This is a genomic window from Congzhengia sp., from assembly GCF_037235575.1.
Classification (GTDB): Bacteria; Bacillota; Clostridia; order UBA1381; family UBA9506; genus Congzhengia; species Congzhengia minquanensis.
Genome location: NZ_JAXUNN010000011.1, coordinates 15494 through 31624, shown reverse-complemented (window position 1 = coordinate 31624; position 16131 = coordinate 15494). Strand labels below are relative to the sequence as shown.

General features: G+C 48.7%; 12 protein-coding genes. 3 read left to right on the top strand and 9 right to left on the bottom strand.

Translation table 11 applies throughout. The features are described from left to right. Positions 1-36: 36 nt before the first annotated feature. The 4 genes from WIG73_RS01785 to murC all read right to left on the bottom strand — a co-directional run bounded on the left by WIG73_RS01785 (position 37) and on the right by murC (position 4170). A complete protein-coding gene (locus WIG73_RS01785) occupies positions 37-1101 on the bottom strand; it encodes a sialidase family protein (RefSeq protein ID WP_337399035.1) in 1065 nt (354 codons plus the stop codon). Continuing rightward, the gene (locus WIG73_RS01780; protein WP_177679899.1) at positions 1098-1784 is read right to left on the bottom strand and encodes a nicotinamide mononucleotide transporter; all 687 of its coding nucleotides are present in this window, start codon (positions 1782-1784) and stop codon (positions 1098-1100) included. The genes WIG73_RS01785 and WIG73_RS01780 overlap by 4 nt, the downstream gene beginning before the upstream one ends. Then, positions 1765-2637, bottom strand: coding sequence for a helix-turn-helix domain-containing protein (locus WIG73_RS01775; protein WP_337399034.1), 873 nt, complete (start codon positions 2635-2637; stop codon positions 1765-1767). Before WIG73_RS01775 ends, WIG73_RS01780 begins: the two co-directional genes overlap by 20 nt. 144 nt (positions 2638-2781) lie before the next feature. After that, positions 2782-4170: a UDP-N-acetylmuramate--L-alanine ligase gene (murC, locus tag WIG73_RS01770; RefSeq protein ID WP_337399032.1), complete on the bottom strand. Its 1389-nt coding sequence runs from the start codon at positions 4168-4170 to the stop codon at positions 2782-2784. Between the two features lie 161 nt (positions 4171-4331). Here murC and spoVG point away from each other — a divergent pair, with 161 nt between their 5' ends. From spoVG to gyrA, 3 genes are all read left to right on the top strand, one after another. Next, on the top strand, positions 4332-4631 hold the full coding sequence (spoVG, locus tag WIG73_RS01765) for a septation regulator SpoVG (RefSeq protein ID WP_177677828.1): 300 nt from the start codon (positions 4332-4334) through the stop codon (positions 4629-4631). Positions 4632-4856: 225 nt separating this feature from the next. After that, positions 4857-6764, top strand: a complete 1908-nt coding sequence (gene gyrB / locus WIG73_RS01760; RefSeq protein ID WP_337399031.1) for a DNA topoisomerase (ATP-hydrolyzing) subunit B — start codon at positions 4857-4859, stop codon at positions 6762-6764. 18 nt (positions 6765-6782) lie between these two features. Next, positions 6783-9311 (top strand): DNA gyrase subunit A, encoded by a 2529-nt coding sequence (gene gyrA / locus WIG73_RS01755; RefSeq protein ID WP_337399030.1) that lies wholly within the window; start codon positions 6783-6785, stop codon positions 9309-9311. A 45-nt stretch (positions 9312-9356) separates the two neighbouring features. Here the strand turns inward: gyrA and WIG73_RS01750 are convergent, their stop codons facing one another. Genes WIG73_RS01750 through WIG73_RS01730 form a run of 5 tightly spaced genes read right to left on the bottom strand, consistent with a single transcriptional unit; the run spans position 9357 to position 16106 of the window. Continuing rightward, positions 9357-11090 (bottom strand): NFACT RNA binding domain-containing protein, encoded by a 1734-nt coding sequence (locus WIG73_RS01750; protein ID WP_337399029.1) that lies wholly within the window; start codon positions 11088-11090, stop codon positions 9357-9359. Positions 11091-11106: 16 nt separating this feature from the next. Next, positions 11107-11517: a SoxR reducing system RseC family protein gene (locus WIG73_RS01745; protein WP_337399028.1), complete on the bottom strand. Its 411-nt coding sequence runs from the start codon at positions 11515-11517 to the stop codon at positions 11107-11109. Positions 11518-11531: 14 nt separating this feature from the next. Next, positions 11532-12437 (bottom strand): DNA-binding protein WhiA, encoded by a 906-nt coding sequence (whiA, locus tag WIG73_RS01740; RefSeq protein ID WP_337399027.1) that lies wholly within the window; start codon positions 12435-12437, stop codon positions 11532-11534. Positions 12438-12458: 21 nt separating this feature from the next. Then, positions 12459-15086, bottom strand: coding sequence for a DNA polymerase I (gene polA / locus WIG73_RS01735; protein ID WP_337399026.1), 2628 nt, complete (start codon positions 15084-15086; stop codon positions 12459-12461). Beyond that, the gene (locus WIG73_RS01730) at positions 15087-16106 is read right to left on the bottom strand and encodes an FAD:protein FMN transferase (protein ID WP_337399025.1); all 1020 of its coding nucleotides are present in this window, start codon (positions 16104-16106) and stop codon (positions 15087-15089) included. Positions 16107-16131 lie beyond the last annotated feature (25 nt).

Here is a 16131-nt window from a genome sequence, read left to right as displayed (position 1 = left end):
AAGCACCTGCCAAAAATGGCAGGTGCTTTCGTTTTGCTATGTTAGCTCCTTAAATAAAACCTTTTTTATTTTGGCGCTGTTTAAACATACGCCGCTGTTGTTTGAATGATAGTAAGCAACAAGGAAATATTCCGTTCCCTCAAAAATTGCTGGATAACAATAGCCGTTTTTAGGGTCATCCTCCAAATAAAATAGCTTCGAAAAGCTTTTCCCTCCGTCCCTGCTCACCGCGCACACCAAAGGCGTTCTGCCCCAGGTGTTCGTTTCGTCCCGGGTGGTGTAGTTAGGAATGGGGTTAAATACCGAAACGACCAACTCCCCCACCTGTTTCACCTGCATAGGCGAAGCAGGCGACGTGAAAAACTCGCTGGGCGCAGGCACACTCCAGTCCGCGCCGTTATTCTTTGAAAAACATTCATACTGGCAGCCAAAGCCCGTTCTCAACCAGCACCAAATGTCTCCGTTTTCAAGCTGAAACACACCCGGCTCCTGCAGGCCCGTTGTGCTTTTTTCCTCAGCGGGAATGTGAATATTTTTGTCCAGCAACCTGCTCCATGTTCTTCCATCGTCGTCTGACGCAAAAAAGTTTAGCTCGCCCTTGCCGAAACGTTCCCACTTTTTTAAAATGGCATGCTGTGCAGCAGGCACCAAAAACCTGCCGTTTCTAAGTCTTACCACCCTGTCGTTGTTCACGACAAAATAGCCGTCCTCCTCCATACAGGACACCGGAGATCCCCAGGTGTCCGCTTCATCGCACGAACGCGAAAGGTAAAGTTTACAGGTGCCTGTTTCCTTATCCTTTCTTAAATAAAACAGACCAATGTCCCCGTTATCCATACGTTGGAGAGATACGCTCATATAGTTCGACGCTCCTGCATCCGCTTTTAAAAGAACCTTCCTCCCATGCCAGGTTTCTCCCTCGTCACCGGAAAAAATCCCTGCAATGCTTGCGCTGCAGTGGTCCTCCCAGTTGTCACCCGTGTATTCGGTAAATGCGTATAGAATTCTGCCATCAGATAGTCTGATAAACGCGCCCTCACCGTTTCGGGGATTCCCCTCCCCCGCCGTTAAAAACAAAACCTCTCTGCCAATTTTCTTCATGCCGCAGCCTCGCTTTCCTCTGTCTTTTGTTCTATATAAAGCCGGTTCATTTTGCCAAGCGCCTTTACGGAGCAAACCAGCGCATAGACGCTATAAATAAGATATGTAATTTGAATTGGTTTTGTGTGGAGCATTTGGCTGTAAAGCACAATGCTGATTCCAACGCCTGCAATTTGCAGATATGCGTAGTCCACAAACGACAGGGCGCAAAGAACGGTTGACGCAATGCCCAGCAGGGTAACCGTGTTGTCGAACAGCAAATAGGCCGAGTGAAACAGTGAAAAAAACGCCCACATTAAAAGCCACAAAACCACAAACGATGCAAAAAGAATGACCTTATTTTTCAGGCTCAGCTTTTTAAAAACCGTCGCGTTGCCATAAGGCCGTTTGCTCCAGTTTAAAAAGGTCACCAACTGCAGCGGGCAGGAAACCAGCGCGGCATAAGCCGCCATGGCATACAGCCCGGTGTAGGCATACACCCCAGCATATAAAAGCGAATTGATGCCGCCCAGCAAAAACGCATAGCGGTTTGCCTTAGACTGCAAAAGCATAATAGCCAAAGACACATACAGCGGAACAATGATGAAACCATCTTCAGAATAGATAAGAGCCGTTGCCGTTATTAAAATAAAGGTTATGCCGACTAAGAAGATTGTAATCATTTTATTCGTTTTTTCCGTCATGCTCCACCCTCCTTTTATATGCAGAAGGCGTTACGCTCTCAAACTTTTTAAAGCATTTGCGAAAGGTGTCCGTGCTTTTAAAGTCTGCCATTTCCGCAGCCTTTTGAACGGAACAGCCTTCATCTAAATACCGCCGGGCCGTTTTCACCATCTGCAAATTCCGAACGTCACCCAGCGCCATGCCATATTTGTTCTGAACCATTCTTGCCACGTGCCGCTGGGAATAGTGTAGTTTTTCTGCGATATCGGCAAGGGTAAACGCCGGGTCGTTCACATAGTTTTCCAAAAGAAGCTCCGTTTGTTTTTTACTTTTGCCCGCCGCGCCGCTTTTACTGCAAGTATCAAACCCGTTCAGCATATCGAACAAATCCACCAAAATGTCACAGACCATTCGCTTCATGTAGCAATAGTTTTTAATGTTGGCGCAGTTGGTAATTCTTCCAAACTGAGCAAAGTTCTGCATTAAGTTGTCCGACACTTTAACCGGCATGAGCGCCGCATCGTCCAAGCTTTTTTTAAAATAGCCGTAAAAGCCCTCTTCCTTTGGCTTTTCGTCAATAGTCAGGCTTAAAACAATGCTTTCGGTTTCCGCCGACTGCTGAAAGGTGTAGTGCCGCGTGCCCGGCGGAATGATAAACAGCTCACCCTGGGAGATTTTAATTGTTTTATCCTGGGTAATAAAATCATATTCCCCTTTCGTGAGAAAATGAAACTCGTAAAACAAATGGTGGTGAAAAATCGGCATGCTTCGTTCAGCAACCGCACCTGATGAAATTTGATAGAATTTATACACGCGGAAAGCCGTTCCTGGAAAATCCAAATCAACGCTTTCAATCATAAGCTCCTTGTCCATTGCTCTCCCCTCCTGACTGTTTTGATTATACCACCCGCCGGCACGCGCTTCAAGTGTGTTTTGCGACATGATTCATCAAATGTGTCATATTTCCATGCAAAAAAGCGCCCGGCACTGAAATAAGTGCCGGGCGCTTCGCCCATTTTACTTTACCAGTAATTCACCAATTTTATAAACGTCACCTGCGCCCATAGTGAGAATTAAGTCGCCTGGGCTGACGCGTTCTTTAAAAAAGTCCGCCACGTCTTGAAACGCTTTGATATACGTTGCGTTACCGCTGTTTTTGTTAATCACATCTACCAAATCGGCGGAGGTAATCAGCCCCGTATCCTTTTCCCGTGCGGCATAAATGTCCGTAACCACCAGTCCGTCGCAGTCGAAAAAGGACTTTGCAAATTCGTCCTTTAAAGCAAGGGAACGGGTGTAGGTGTGCGGCTGGAACACGCACCAAACCTTTTTGCCGTTTGCCACAGCCCTTGCCGCTTTTAAGGTGGCTTTCACCTCTGTGGGGTGATGGGCATAATCGTCAATGACCTTGGCGCCGCCTATCTCGCCTTTATGCTCAAACCGCCGGTTGGTGCCTTTGTAGGACAAAAAGCCCTTTTGCATATCCTGTTTCGACACGCCAAGCAAATCTGAAACCGCAATCACAGCCAGGGCATTTTTCACGTTGTGCATGCCCGGTACGTTGAGCTTTGCCTGAAAGTAAAAAGCACCGTTTCGAAGCACGTCGAACGCGGCAAATCCCGTTTTATCAAAAGTAATATTTTTCGCCGTGTAGTCCGGGTTTTCGCACTCAATTCCATAGGTAATCACCCGTTTGCCAGAGCCGGAAACGGCACATTTTACGTTTTCGTCATCAAAATTGGCAATTACCGCCCCGTTTTCCGGCAGACGCATAACAAATTTTTGAAAGCAGGAGATAATGTCGTCAATATCCTTAAAAAAGTCCAAATGGTCTTCTTCAATGTTTAAAATAATGCTGTAAAGCGGGAAAAACTTTAAAAAGCTGGCGCAATATTCACACGCCTCGGTCACAAAATATTCTTTTCCCCCGTCCCGCATGTTGCCGCCGATTAACGGCAGCACGCCGCCTACCAAAATGGTTGGATCTAAGCCTGCTCCGCATAGAATGTGGGCCAACATGGAGGTGGTAGTGGTTTTGCCGTGGGTGCCGCTCACCGCCACAGGATAACTGTAATTTTTCATCATGGCCCCCAAAAGCCGCGCCCGCTCAATTGCCAAAATACCCAGTCTGCCTGCTTCTAAAAGCTCTGGGTTATCCTTTTTCACCGCGGCGGTGTAAACCACCAGTCCCGCACCGCGGACGTTTTCCGCGCTGTGGCCGATGGAAACCGCAATGCCCATTTCCCGCAGTTGCTGTGTGGTTTCGCTCTCTTTAAAATCGGAGCCGCGGACAATGTATCCGTCGTTTTTTAAAATGTGTGCCAAGGCGCTCATACTAATGCCGCCAATCCCCACAAAAAACACCGGTTTTGATTTATCTATATTTCTCAGGTCAAATTCCGTCATTCGCTTTAATACCTTTCCGCCCTTTCTATAAAAGAGACTTTTTAACTTTATATATTATACATCACTTTAATGGAAAATAAAAGTCTTTTTTTTAATTTATGTATATTTTTTGGCATTCCACCAAAAATAAGAACAACATTTGAGCAAAAGGAGCAAGACACATGGATATTACAGATATTAGAATTCGCAAAATCAATTTAGAATCAAAAATGAAAGCAATCGTATCCGTTACCTTCGACAATGCTTTGGTGGTACATGACATTAAGGTCATTGAAGGCGCGGATAAGCTGTTTGTGGCCATGCCCAGCAGAAAAACCCCTGAGGGCGAGTATAAAGATATTGCGCACCCCATTAACTCTGAAATGCGCGACGCCTTAGAAACCTCGATTTTGGAGAAATATCAGTCCGCCCTGCTGACAGAGACAGAACAGGCCGAGGTGCCGGCAGATCCAACTGTTTAAAATTCCACCGAAAAACGTCCCGGTTTTCTTTTTTAGAACCGGGGCATTTTTTTGCCGTTATTTAAAATTTGGCGCAAAAAACTATTTCATTCTTTTTTTCTAAAAAAATTTGATTTTCGGCTTATTTTGTGTTATAATGAATATAAGTTATTTTTAGCGTTATTTTTACGTTTGTTTTATAATGTTACATTCTATTTTTAAGTTGATTTTTTAGGAGGCAAAAACATGGACATCAAAGTAGATACGAACTATGACGGTTCCCAAATTCAGGTCTTAGAAGGCCTTGAAGCCGTTCGCAAACGGCCGGGTATGTACATAGGTTCTACTTCTGAACGGGGGCTCCACCATCTTGTGTATGAGATTGTGGACAACAGTATCGACGAGGCTCTGGCCGGATACTGTAAAAATATTTATGTTGACATTAACGGCGACAACTCCATCACCGTTGTGGACGATGGGCGCGGCATTCCGGTTGGCATTCAGCCTAAGATGGGAATTCCCGCCGTGGAGGTTGTGTTCACCATTTTGCACGCCGGCGGCAAATTCGGCGGCGGAAGCTATAAGGTTTCCGGCGGTTTGCACGGTGTGGGCGCGTCAGTTGTAAACGCGCTGTCGGAATATTTAGAAGTTGAGGTGTCTGACGGTGAGCATGTTCACTTTCAGCGCTATGAGCGGGGCCATTCCTGCGGGCCTTTAAAAATTATCGGCAACACGGATAAAACGGGAACAAGAGTTACTTTTAAGCCCGACGGTGAAATTTTTGAAACCCTTGAGTTTGATTTTGAAACCCTGCACACCAGGCTTCAGGAGCAGGCGTTTTTGAACAAGGGCCTGCGCATTGTGCTGACCGACAAGCGGGACGACGGACAGACCGCCGACATGAAATATGACGGCGGCATTAAAGAGTTTGTTGCGTTTTTAAATAAGAACAAAACCGTGCTCCATGATGAGGTTATCTACTTTGAAGCGGAGCAAAAGGACATGGTGATTGAGGTTGCCATGCAGTATTCCGATGCATATTCTGAAAACATTATTAGCTTTGCAAACAACATTTGCACTACCGAGGGCGGCACCCATGAAATTGGCTTTAAGGCGGCATTAACCCGCATTATTAACGACTATGCCAAACGCCACGGACTGATGAAAGACGGCGACAAAAACTTAAGCGGCGACGACGCAAGGGAAGGCCTGGCGGCAGTTATTTCTGTGAAAGTTTTAGAGGCCCAGTTTGAGGGGCAGACCAAAACCAAGCTGGGCAACAGCGAGGTTCGCGGCCTGACCGATTCTGCCATGAGCGAAAAGCTGGACGCATTTTTAGAAGAAAACCCCGCCGTGGCGCGTATTGTGATTGACAAAGCCCTGACTGCCTCCCGGGCGAGGGAAGCTGCAAGAAAAGCCAGGGATTTAACCAGAAGAAAATCTGCTTTAGAGTCCTCCACCCTGCCAGGCAAGCTGGCAGACTGTGCCAACAGAAATCCTGAAAACACAGAAATTTATATCGTCGAGGGTGATTCTGCCGGCGGCTCCGCTAAACAGGGGCGCGACCGTGAATTTCAGGCAATTCTGCCCCTTTGGGGAAAGATGCTTAACGTGGAAAAGGCGCGTTTGGACAAGGTTTATGGAAACGAAAAGCTACAGCCGGTTATTATGGCCCTGGGCGCCGGAATTGGCGACGACTTTGATGTTGAAAAGCTTCGCTACCACAAAATCATTATAATGGCCGATGCCGACGTCGACGGCTCCCACATCAGAACGCTTCTGCTGACATTTTTCTTCCGTCACATGCGTCCTTTGGTGGAAAACGGCTATGTTTACATTGCGCAGCCTCCCCTTTACAAAATTTATAAGGGCAAAAAAGAGCTTTATGCCTATACCGACGAGGGGCTAAAAGATGCCCTTGCCGAAATCGGGCAGGACGCAAAGGTTCAGCGCTATAAAGGTCTTGGTGAAATGAACCCGGAACAGCTTTGGGAAACCACCATGGATCCTTCAAGCCGAACGCTTTTGCGCGTGGAACTGAACGACGCGGTGAAAGCGGACGAAATTTTCACCATTTTAATGGGCGACAACGTTGAGCCCCGGCGGGAATTTATTGAGGCGAACGCGAAATATGTAAACAACCTGGACATTTAACCGAAAGGACTGTAGAAAATGCTTGAAGATGCTTTGCAGAATATTATAAATGTCGATTTGAACAAAGAAATGAAAAAGTCCTATATCGACTATTCCATGAGCGTTATCGTGGGTCGTGCGCTGCCTGATGTGCGCGACGGTTTAAAGCCCGTTCACAGGCGTATTTTATATACGATGTATGAAGCCGGGCTTACGCCGGACAAGCCGTATAAAAAGTGCGCGGCCACCGTCGGCGACGTGCTCGGTAAATATCACCCCCACGGCGACGCAGCGGTTTACGACAGCTTGGTGCGCATGGCGCAGGATTTCTCCCTGCGTTATCCCATGGTAGACGGCCACGGTAACTTTGGTTCCGTGGACGGCGACCCCCCGGCTGCTTACCGTTACACAGAAGCAAAAATGTCTAAGCTCTCTTTGGAAATGCTTACTGACATTGAAAAAGACACGGTGGATTTCATTCCCAACTACGACGAAAACCTGAAGGAGCCGGTTGTGCTCCCCTCCAGGTTCCCCAGTTTGTTGGTGAACGGCTCGTCGGGCATTGCGGTGGGCATGGCCACCAACATTCCACCCCACAACTTAACCGAGGTAATCAACGGCATTGTCGCCGTTATCGATAATCCGGAAATTGACACAGACGAGTTACTCAGCTACATAAAAGGGCCGGACTTCCCCACCGCCGGCATCATCATGGGCCTGGGCGGCATTCGCAGCGCCTACACCACGGGCCGCGGCAAAATTATTATGCGGGCCCGCACAGAAATTGAGCAGATGGCCCACGACAAAGAGCGCATAGTAGTAACCGAGCTGCCCTATCAGGTGAACAAGGCGCGGCTGATTGAAAAGATTGCGGAACTGGTGAAAGACAAGCGTGTAGACGGTATTTCCGATATTCGCGACGAGTCTGACCGCGAAGGCATGCGCATGGTAATAGAGCTGAAGCGCGACGCCAACGCCAGCGTAATTTTAAACCAGCTTTATAAATTTACGCAGCTGCAGGACACGTTTTCCATCAACATGCTGGCCTTGGTGGACAACCAGCCGAAAACGCTTTCGCTGCGGGAAATGCTGGACCACTATATCCGGTTCCAGGAATCTGTTATTGTGCGCCGCTCAAAATATGACTTAAAGAAAGCGGAAGCCCGGGCCCACATTTTAGACGGCCTGCGGATAGCGTTGGACAACATTGACGAGATTATCTCCATCATCCGCTCCAGCTACAACGACGCAAAGGCAAACTTAATGGAGCGGTTCTCGTTCTCCGACGTTCAGGCACAGGCCATTTTAGACATGCGCCTGGCGCGTTTGCAGGGCTTAGAGCGCGAGAAAATCGACAACGAATATGCGGAACTGATGAAGCAGATTGAATATTTAAACCAGGTGCTTTCCGACGAACACCTGGTGTTGGATATTGTGAAAAACGAGCTGATTGCCATCCGCGATAAATATGGCGACGAACGCAGGAGCGAAATTACCGCCTATGCCGATGAAATTAACATTGAAGACTTAATCGACGAGGAAGAAGTGGTTATCACCTTAACCCATTTTGGGTATGTAAAGCGCCTGCCGGTGGACACTTACAAATCTCAGCGCCGCGGCGGCAGGGGCGTTACAGGCATCACCACCAGGGAGGAGGATTTTGTTGAAAAGCTGTTTGTAACCAGCACCCACAACCACATTTTGTTCTTCTCCTCAAAGGGCAAGATGTATCGCCTGAAAGCCTACGAAATTCCGGAGGCCGGCAGGCAGGCAAAGGGCACGGCCATTGTAAACCTCTTGCAGCTTGACTCCGACGAAAAAATCACTGCGGCCATCACCCTGCGCGAATTCGAAGAAGGAAAATATCTGTTCTTCGGCACAAAGCACGGCGTGGTGAAAAAGTCTGACCTTTTGATGTATAACACCGCAAGAAAAGGCGGTTTGGCAGCTATCGTACTGGACGAAGATGACGAACTGATTAACGTGCGTCTGTCCGACGGAAACGACGATATTATCTTAAGCACCTTCGGCGGCATGTGTATCCGCTTTAACGAAGCCGATGTGCGCCCCATGGGCAGAGTGTCCCGCGGGGTGCGCGGCATAAAGCTTTCTGACAGCGACTATGTTGTTGGTATGAGCGCGGCCAGCGAAGGCGACGATTTACTGGTGGTAACGGAAAACGGCTTCGGCAAAAAAACGCCGCTGACTGAATATAAAACTCAAACCAGGGGCGGCAAGGGTGTAACCACCTACCGCATTTCGGACGCTACCGGCAACATTGCCGGCATAACGGTGGTCAGCGAGTCTGACGACATTATGCTCATCACCTCTGAAGGCGTGGTAATCCGCATGAAAACGCGGGAAATCAGCAGAATTGGAAGACTTACCAAGGGCGTAAGGCTCATGCGGTTAGACGATAACGTTTCGGTGGTTTCCATTGCCCGCACTGACGAGGAAGAGGACGAAGAAGCCGAAACCGTTTCCCCTGAGGAAACGGTTGGCGAATATGTGCCGGACGAAGCGGATAACGAGGAAGAAACAGCAGAAGAACCAGACACAGAAGAATAAAATAACACAAAAGCGTGGTAAACTTACCACGCTTTTGTTATCTGTTTACGGTGTAACATACACCGTTTTATTGTCTGTATAAATTACCATGCCCGGAGCCGCTCCCGCAGGCTTTTTCACAAACTTTACCAGCGTATAGTCCACCGGCACGTTCTGGGAATGTTTTGCCTTGGAATATTTTGCGGCCAGTTCCGCCGCCTCTAAAATTGCGGTTTCAGAAAACACTTTCCCATGCTCATACCGCAAAATTACATGGGAGCCATGAATGTCCTTTGTATGAAACCACAGATCGGCATTTTTGGCAGTTTTCAGCGTTAAAATATCATTCTGCTTGTTATTTTTGCCCACCAGCACAGTAAAGCCGTCAGAGGTTTGAAACTCCATTGGCTTTGACAACGCCTGCTTTTTCTTATTCTTCTCCGTACGTTTAACATATCCCTGCTCATAAAGTTCCTGAGAAATTTCCGCCAAATCCTGCACGGTTTCCGCAAATGAGAGTTCCTCCTCAACCGACTCTAAATAAGAAAGCTCCGCCCTTGTTTTTTTCAGCTGGTTAGTAATTTCTGCTTTGGCGGTTTTCGCCTTGGCATATTTTTTAAAATACCGCTGTGCGTTCTCTGAAGGCGACATGCGCATATCTAAAGGAATGGTAACAGTTTTTAAGGTTTCGTCGTAAAAATCCTCCACTACGGCGGACTTGTCACCTTTATTAATCCGATAGAGGTTTGCCGTAATCAGCTCACCGTATTTTTTATATTTGTCTAAATTGTCGGTGTCGGAAAGCTCTGCCAACTGAACGGAAAGCTTTTTGGCACACCGTTCAATGTTGGTGGACACCAGCTTCGTAAGTCTTGCGCTTCTGTGCGCCATTCGCTCTTTCGCGTCCCGTTCGGCGTAAAACGCCTCCACAATCTGCGACATAGACTCATTTTGCACCACTTGCGCCGCGCCGCCGTATTGGGTGATGTTAACCGCCGCAAACTCAAAGGGTTTTCCTGTGTCCTTTCCAACCAGATAGCAGGGCAAAAACTTTTGCTCTGCCGCCGCTTGAAACACTGTGTAACAGCTGGTAGCAAGCTCTAATTTTTGTGAAAAGTCCAGTTCCCCCAAAAATTTGTCACAGTTAGTAAATGTCCGAATGCAGATTTCCCGCGCAATTAAAGGGCTCACGCCGCGAAATAGTCCCAGCACAGCCCTATCGATTTTTTCCTTGCCGTCTGCCTGCTTAAGCGCTTCTAAAATCGTGTTTAAGTCACACTCTATAGGGTTTCGCTTATTTTGGGGCGGCGGGGACTGATAAGCCAGCCCCGGCAAAATTTGCCGCACAGAGCTTACTGAAAAATCTACATGGCGCGCCGCGTCAATTACGCGGCCGTCGGCGCCCACCAAAATCAGGTTGGAGTGACGACCCATAAGCTCGGCTACCAGCCGCTTTTCGCAGGGGTCGCCAAATTCGTCCGTTCCGTCAAAGGTCAGCACCATCACCCGCTCAAAGCCAGGCTGTGTAACCTCCTTCAGCCGTGCGCCGGACAGGTGCTTGCGCAGCAGCATACAAAACAGCGGCGCAGTTTTTGGGCTTTGTTTTTTGTCCTCTGTAAGGCACACCCTGGCCACCGATGCATTGGCTGTTAGCCTGAGTTTTTTTTGACCGTTTGGACCAAAAAAGGAAATCAGTAGCTCGTCACTCTCCGTCTGCTGTATTTTGTCAGGCTTTGCGCCTGAAAGTTCTTTATTTATTTCAAAGGTCAGCGCCGCAACGCTGAAACCGTCCATTGCCATTGTTGTTCACGCCTTTCTAACGCCCGTCTACACGCTTTATAATTTTTGTAATGTTTGAAACAGGCGCTATTTTCTTGTCAAATAGTTTTATCACCGCAAAACAGGCAAAAAAAGCCGCTCCGGCACAAACCGCCGCCACAGCGGTGCTGTGAAACAAATTACTTGCCGCAACTGCGCCAAAAATTGCAAATAAACAGGGCACAAAATATAAAATGAGCGAAGCCTGCACCACATGCGCCGTGCTGGTTTCAAGCTTCACCAGATCGCCCGGCTTTGCCCCGGCGCCGTTTTCCACCCGTGCCTGCACCTTCGTAGGCGTGCAGCCGCCCTTGCAATGGGCGCAGTTTTCGCCGCAGGCTGAGGCACGCGCAACAGTAACCACCGCCTGCTTCCCCTCAATTCGTTCTACAATTCCAATCTGTTCCATATGTTTCCCTCGTTTTATGTATCCGGCAATTCCTCCGCCATGTGGATAATTTTTTTCAGCCTGTGGTTTACGCCAGACTTGCTGATGGGCGGCGCCATCATCTGCCCCAGCTCGGTTAAATTTGCCTCGGGGTTTTCCATTCTCAGCCGAGCCGCCTGTTCCAAAGACTCAGGCAGGGCCTCAAGCCCCAGCTTTGCCTGAATTTTATAAATGGCCCGAAGCTGCACCGCCGCCGCGTCGGCGGCTTTGGTGATGTTGGCCGTGTCGCAGTTTACCTTTCGGGTGATGTTGTTGCGCACGTCTTTTAAAATTTTTACATTGCACAGCTCCAGCATGGCGTCTGTTGCGCCCATTTGCGCCAACAGGTCGCTGATTGTGTCGCTCTGTTTCATATATACCACATATTCCGACTTGCGCATCACCTGCTTCGGCTCAAAGCCCATTTCTTCGATAATTTCTGCCAAATCCCGGCTTAAGGTGCGGTAGTGGGTTTTAATTTCAAAGTGGTAGCCGTTTTTGGGTGTTTTCACATATCCGCCGCCCAGAAACGCCCCTGCCAAAAACGCGGTTTTGCAGCAGTCGTCGTGCACCACAAAAGGGTCGGCGGTGAATTTCACAATGCCGCCGGAAGCAAAGCCAAGCTCTGCCAAAACCGTTTGCGCGCCGCGGGCCACTGTAATTGCGCAAATTTTGCCAGCCGTTGACAGCTCTGCTTTAAACCCAAACAGCTCTTTCATCAAGGTATAGGCCCTGCGGGCAATGGCGGCGTTTTCTGTGCGCATTTTAAAGCAGTCTTTTCCGTTTTCCCGCACCACAGCGCCGCAAAAACCGGCTAATCCCGCAAGATGGGCCCGCATACAGCACCGTTTTTCATATTTTATCGTACACAGTTCGTTTTTTACATCGGTTGTAAATGACATGGTTTTGTTTCACACCCCAAATTATTTGGTATCATACCAGCTGTGCCCCGTTTGCATGTCCACCTTTAAAGGAACCAAGAGGGACGCGGCGTTTTCCATTTCGGTTGTTAAAATGCGGCAGACCTGGTCGACTTCGGTTTTTTCCGCTTCCACAATCAGTTCGTCGTGCACCTGCAAAATAAGCCGCGATTTCAAATTTTCCTGTTTCAGCCGCCGGCTCACGTTGATCATGGCAAGCTTAATAATGTCTGCCGCGGTACCCTGAACCGGGGTGTTCATAGCCGCCCGCTCTCCAAAGGAGCGGGTTTGATAGTTGGAAGACTTTAATTCCGGAATGTCACGCCGTCTGCCGAACATGGTTTTCACATAGCCGTGTTCTTTGGCAAAGTCCACGGTGTCTTTCATATATTTTTTCACATTGGGATAGCTTCCCAAATAGTCGTCAATATACGCTTTTGCTTCTTTTAAGCTAATGTGCAAATCCTGTGACAGGGAAAATTCCCCCATGCCGTAAACCAGCCCGAAGTTAATGGCCTTTGCCGCGCTGCGCATTTCGCCGCTTACGCTGTCCGGACTTACGCCGAACACCTTTGCCGCTGTGGAGGCGTGAATGTCGAACCCGGAGCGAAACGCCTCAATCATGTTCTCATCGCCGGCAATGTGGGCCAGAACACGCAGTTCAATTTGAGAATAGTCCGCGTCCACCAAGACATATTCTTCCGATTCGGCCACAAACATGCGGCGCATTTCGCGGCCCAGCTCTGTGCGCACGGGAATATTCTGCAAATTTGGCTCAGTGGAGCTAATACGCCCCGTTACGGTTACCGTCTGGTTAAAGCTGGAATGCACCTTGCCCGTTTTCTTATCAATCACCGCCATCAGCCCGTCCACATAGGTGGAGTTTAGCTTGCTGATTTTTCGGTATTCTAAAATTTTGTCCACAATGGGGTGCGCAAACCGAAGCTTTTCCAAAACCTCGGCGTTGGTGGAATATCCGCTTTTGGTTTTCTTTTTCGATTTCAGCCCCAGCTCGTCGAACAGCACTGTGGCAAGCTGTTTGGGTGAATTAATGTTAAACTCGTGCCCCGCCAGCTCATAAATTTCCTGGGTTAAATTGTCCTGCTCCGCGGAAAGAATTTTTCCAAACTCCGTCAGACGCTTTTGGTCCACCGTGAAGCCTATTTCCTCCATTGAGGCCAAAACATACACCAGCGGCATTTCTATGGTGGCAAACAGTTCGTTTACCTCCTGCCGCTCCATTTGCTCTATTTCATATTCCTTTAAGGCCAGAACCGCCAGGGCTTTTTTCATCAGTGCCGTGTCGCCGTCGTCTGAAAGCGCGCTCTCCAACGAAAGCTGGGTACCGCCCTCGTCGCTTTCCTCCAGCGTTATGTGCAGAAAGTCTGTGGCCAGCCCCTCAATGTCGTAGCTTCTTCTGGAGGGTTCCAGTAAATATGCGGCAATCGCCGTGTCGAAATCAATATTCTTTGCGTCAATTCCCAGCTTACTAAAAAACACCAGCGTGTCCTTAAGGCCGTGAGTGCTCTTTTTTTGCGGCGATTCCAAAAACGCCTTCCAAATGTCTTCATTTCCCGCAATGTCTGCGCTGAACCCATGCTGTTTGTCGGTGCAAAAGGCAATTTTGCCCTCAATCCTGTCCGGCAGAAAGCAAATATTGTCCTGATTTAACAGTTCTTTCAATCTGTTTTTGTCTGCAACCAACTCAAACGCGGCATTTTCAAATATGTCTGCTTCGGTTTCCGGCGCGTCTTTTTCCGGCGTCAGCTCCAGCTTTTTAATGAATGAGCGAAACTCCAGCCGCGTGAACAAGTCAAACAACGCGCCTGTGTCATACGGCGCAACCTTGGTTTCGGAAATAACAATATCAATCGGCACGTTCCGGTCAATGGTAGCGAGGGTTTTGCTCATATATGCATCGCTTTTCCCCGCCTCCAGCTTTTTGCGGATTGCGTTTGTAATTTTGTCGCTGTCTAAATTTTCATATATCCCGTCTACGGAATGAAACGCCTGAATCAGCGCCGTTGCACCCTTTTCACCAATGCCCCGCACGCCGGGGATGTTGTCGGAGGAATCGCCCATAATGGCCTTTAAATCGATGAACTCCTCGGGGGTAACGCCATATTTCTCCTGCACCTTTTTGTCGTCAAACACCTCGGTGGAGGTATTCCCCATGCGAGTGGTAACCAAGTGAATGAGCACGTTTTGCGAGGCAAGCTGCAAATCGTCCCGGTCGCCTGTGAGCACACAGCAGCACACATTTTCCTCTATGCAAACCCGGGCGGCAGTGCCGATAACGTCGTCTGCCTCAAAACCCGGCTTTTCGTAAATTTTTATGTTCATTGCGGATAAAACTTCTTTTAGCACAGGAATTTGTTCCGCCAGCTCGTCGGGCATTTTGTGCCGCGTGGCCTTATACCCGTCATACATCTCGTGGCGGAACGTGGGCTGCGGCAGGTCAAAAGCTGCTGCAATGTAGTCGGGTCTGATTTCGTCCATATATTTAAACAAAATATTTAAAAATCCAAAAATTGCGTTGGTGTGCGCCCCCTCTTTCGTAGTAAGGAGCCGGACCGCGTAGAACGCCCGGTTTACAATGCTGTTTGCGTCCAATATCAAAAGCTTTTCCATTTATTTTTCTCCTCGCGGGTAAATTTTTTTCACTTCTCCTGTGTCCATAACGAACAGCACTTCATCAAATAACCCTTCAAATTTTTCACAGCCGCCGGGCCCCAGCACAAACAATGCGGTGGAAAGCGCGTCGGCGGTTTCCGACTGCGAGCCAACCACCGTTACGCTCAAAACGCCGTTTTGCGGCTGTTTGCCCGTGGCGGGGCTTAGGATGTGGTGATAGTTTACCCCATTTTCTTCAAAATAACGCTCATAGCCCCCAGAGGTGACAATGGCAGTCTGTGCTTGTTCTGTGGTAATTGTTTCAAAAATGTTGCCCCTGGTTCCCTTTGGATCTTGAATTCCCACCACAAACGGCCGGGTTTTGGCGCGGCGCTTTAACCGTTCTGAAAGTCCTAAGGGAATTTCGCCTTTTGTTATCACGTTGCCGCCGAAATCCAGATAAAAATTTTCTGCGCCCTCATTTTTTAAAACCTCTGCGGCTTCGTCTGCGCAGTATCCTTTTGCCACGCCGCCCAGGTCAATTGCCATGCCCTCTTTTAATAAGGTGACGGTTTTGTCTGCGCTGTTAAGCGAAACAAACCGAAAGTCCACCTTGTCAAGCGCAGCACTGAGCTCGTTTTGGGCCGGTATCCTTTGGTTGTCTGAACCAAAGCCCCACAAGTCCATTACCGGTTTTATGGTGACGTCGAACGCGCCGTCGGACTGTTTGCAAAGGGAAAGCGCCCGCAAAAGCAAATGAAAGCACTCCTCCGACACCGCCGTGGGCGTGTTTGCCCCGGCGCGGTTAATCTTTGCAACATCGCTTTCCGGGTAAAAGGCGCTCAGCAGCCTGTCCAGCTCGCGCACACGGGCAAGGGCCGCCTTTGCAGCTTTTTCGCCATGCCTGCCGTAAACTGTGATTGAAACATATGTATCCAGCAGAAAGTCCGATTCCGTGTGGCTTTCCGGCGCAAAGGAAAAGGCGGAAAGCGCAAGGAATAGGGCCAAAACCGCTATGATGTATTTTGCATATTTCATTTTGTTTGTCCCTTATTTTGCCCCG

Bases quoted from the DNA above. Each gene is read 5' to 3' on its own strand.
- WIG73_RS01785 (WP_337399035.1), bottom strand. From the start codon at position 1,101: ATGAAGAAAATTGGCAGAGAGGTTTTGTTTTTAACGGCGGGGGAGGGG.
- WIG73_RS01780 (WP_177679899.1), bottom strand. From the start codon at position 1,784: ATGACGGAAAAAACGAATAAAATGATTACAATCTTCTTAGTCGGCATA.
- WIG73_RS01775 (WP_337399034.1), bottom strand. From the start codon at position 2,637: ATGGACAAGGAGCTTATGATTGAAAGCGTTGATTTGGATTTTCCAGGA.
- murC (WP_337399032.1), bottom strand. From the start codon at position 4,170: ATGACGGAATTTGACCTGAGAAATATAGATAAATCAAAACCGGTGTTT.
- spoVG (WP_177677828.1), top strand. From the start codon at position 4,332: ATGGATATTACAGATATTAGAATTCGCAAAATCAATTTAGAATCAAAA.
- gyrB (WP_337399031.1), top strand. From the start codon at position 4,857: ATGGACATCAAAGTAGATACGAACTATGACGGTTCCCAAATTCAGGTC.
- gyrA (WP_337399030.1), top strand. From the start codon at position 6,783: ATGCTTGAAGATGCTTTGCAGAATATTATAAATGTCGATTTGAACAAA.
- WIG73_RS01750 (WP_337399029.1), bottom strand. From the start codon at position 11,090: ATGGCAATGGACGGTTTCAGCGTTGCGGCGCTGACCTTTGAAATAAAT.
- WIG73_RS01745 (WP_337399028.1), bottom strand. From the start codon at position 11,517: ATGGAACAGATTGGAATTGTAGAACGAATTGAGGGGAAGCAGGCGGTG.
- whiA (WP_337399027.1), bottom strand. From the start codon at position 12,437: ATGTCATTTACAACCGATGTAAAAAACGAACTGTGTACGATAAAATAT.
- polA (WP_337399026.1), bottom strand. From the start codon at position 15,086: ATGGAAAAGCTTTTGATATTGGACGCAAACAGCATTGTAAACCGGGCG.
- WIG73_RS01730 (WP_337399025.1), bottom strand. From the start codon at position 16,106: ATGAAATATGCAAAATACATCATAGCGGTTTTGGCCCTATTCCTTGCG.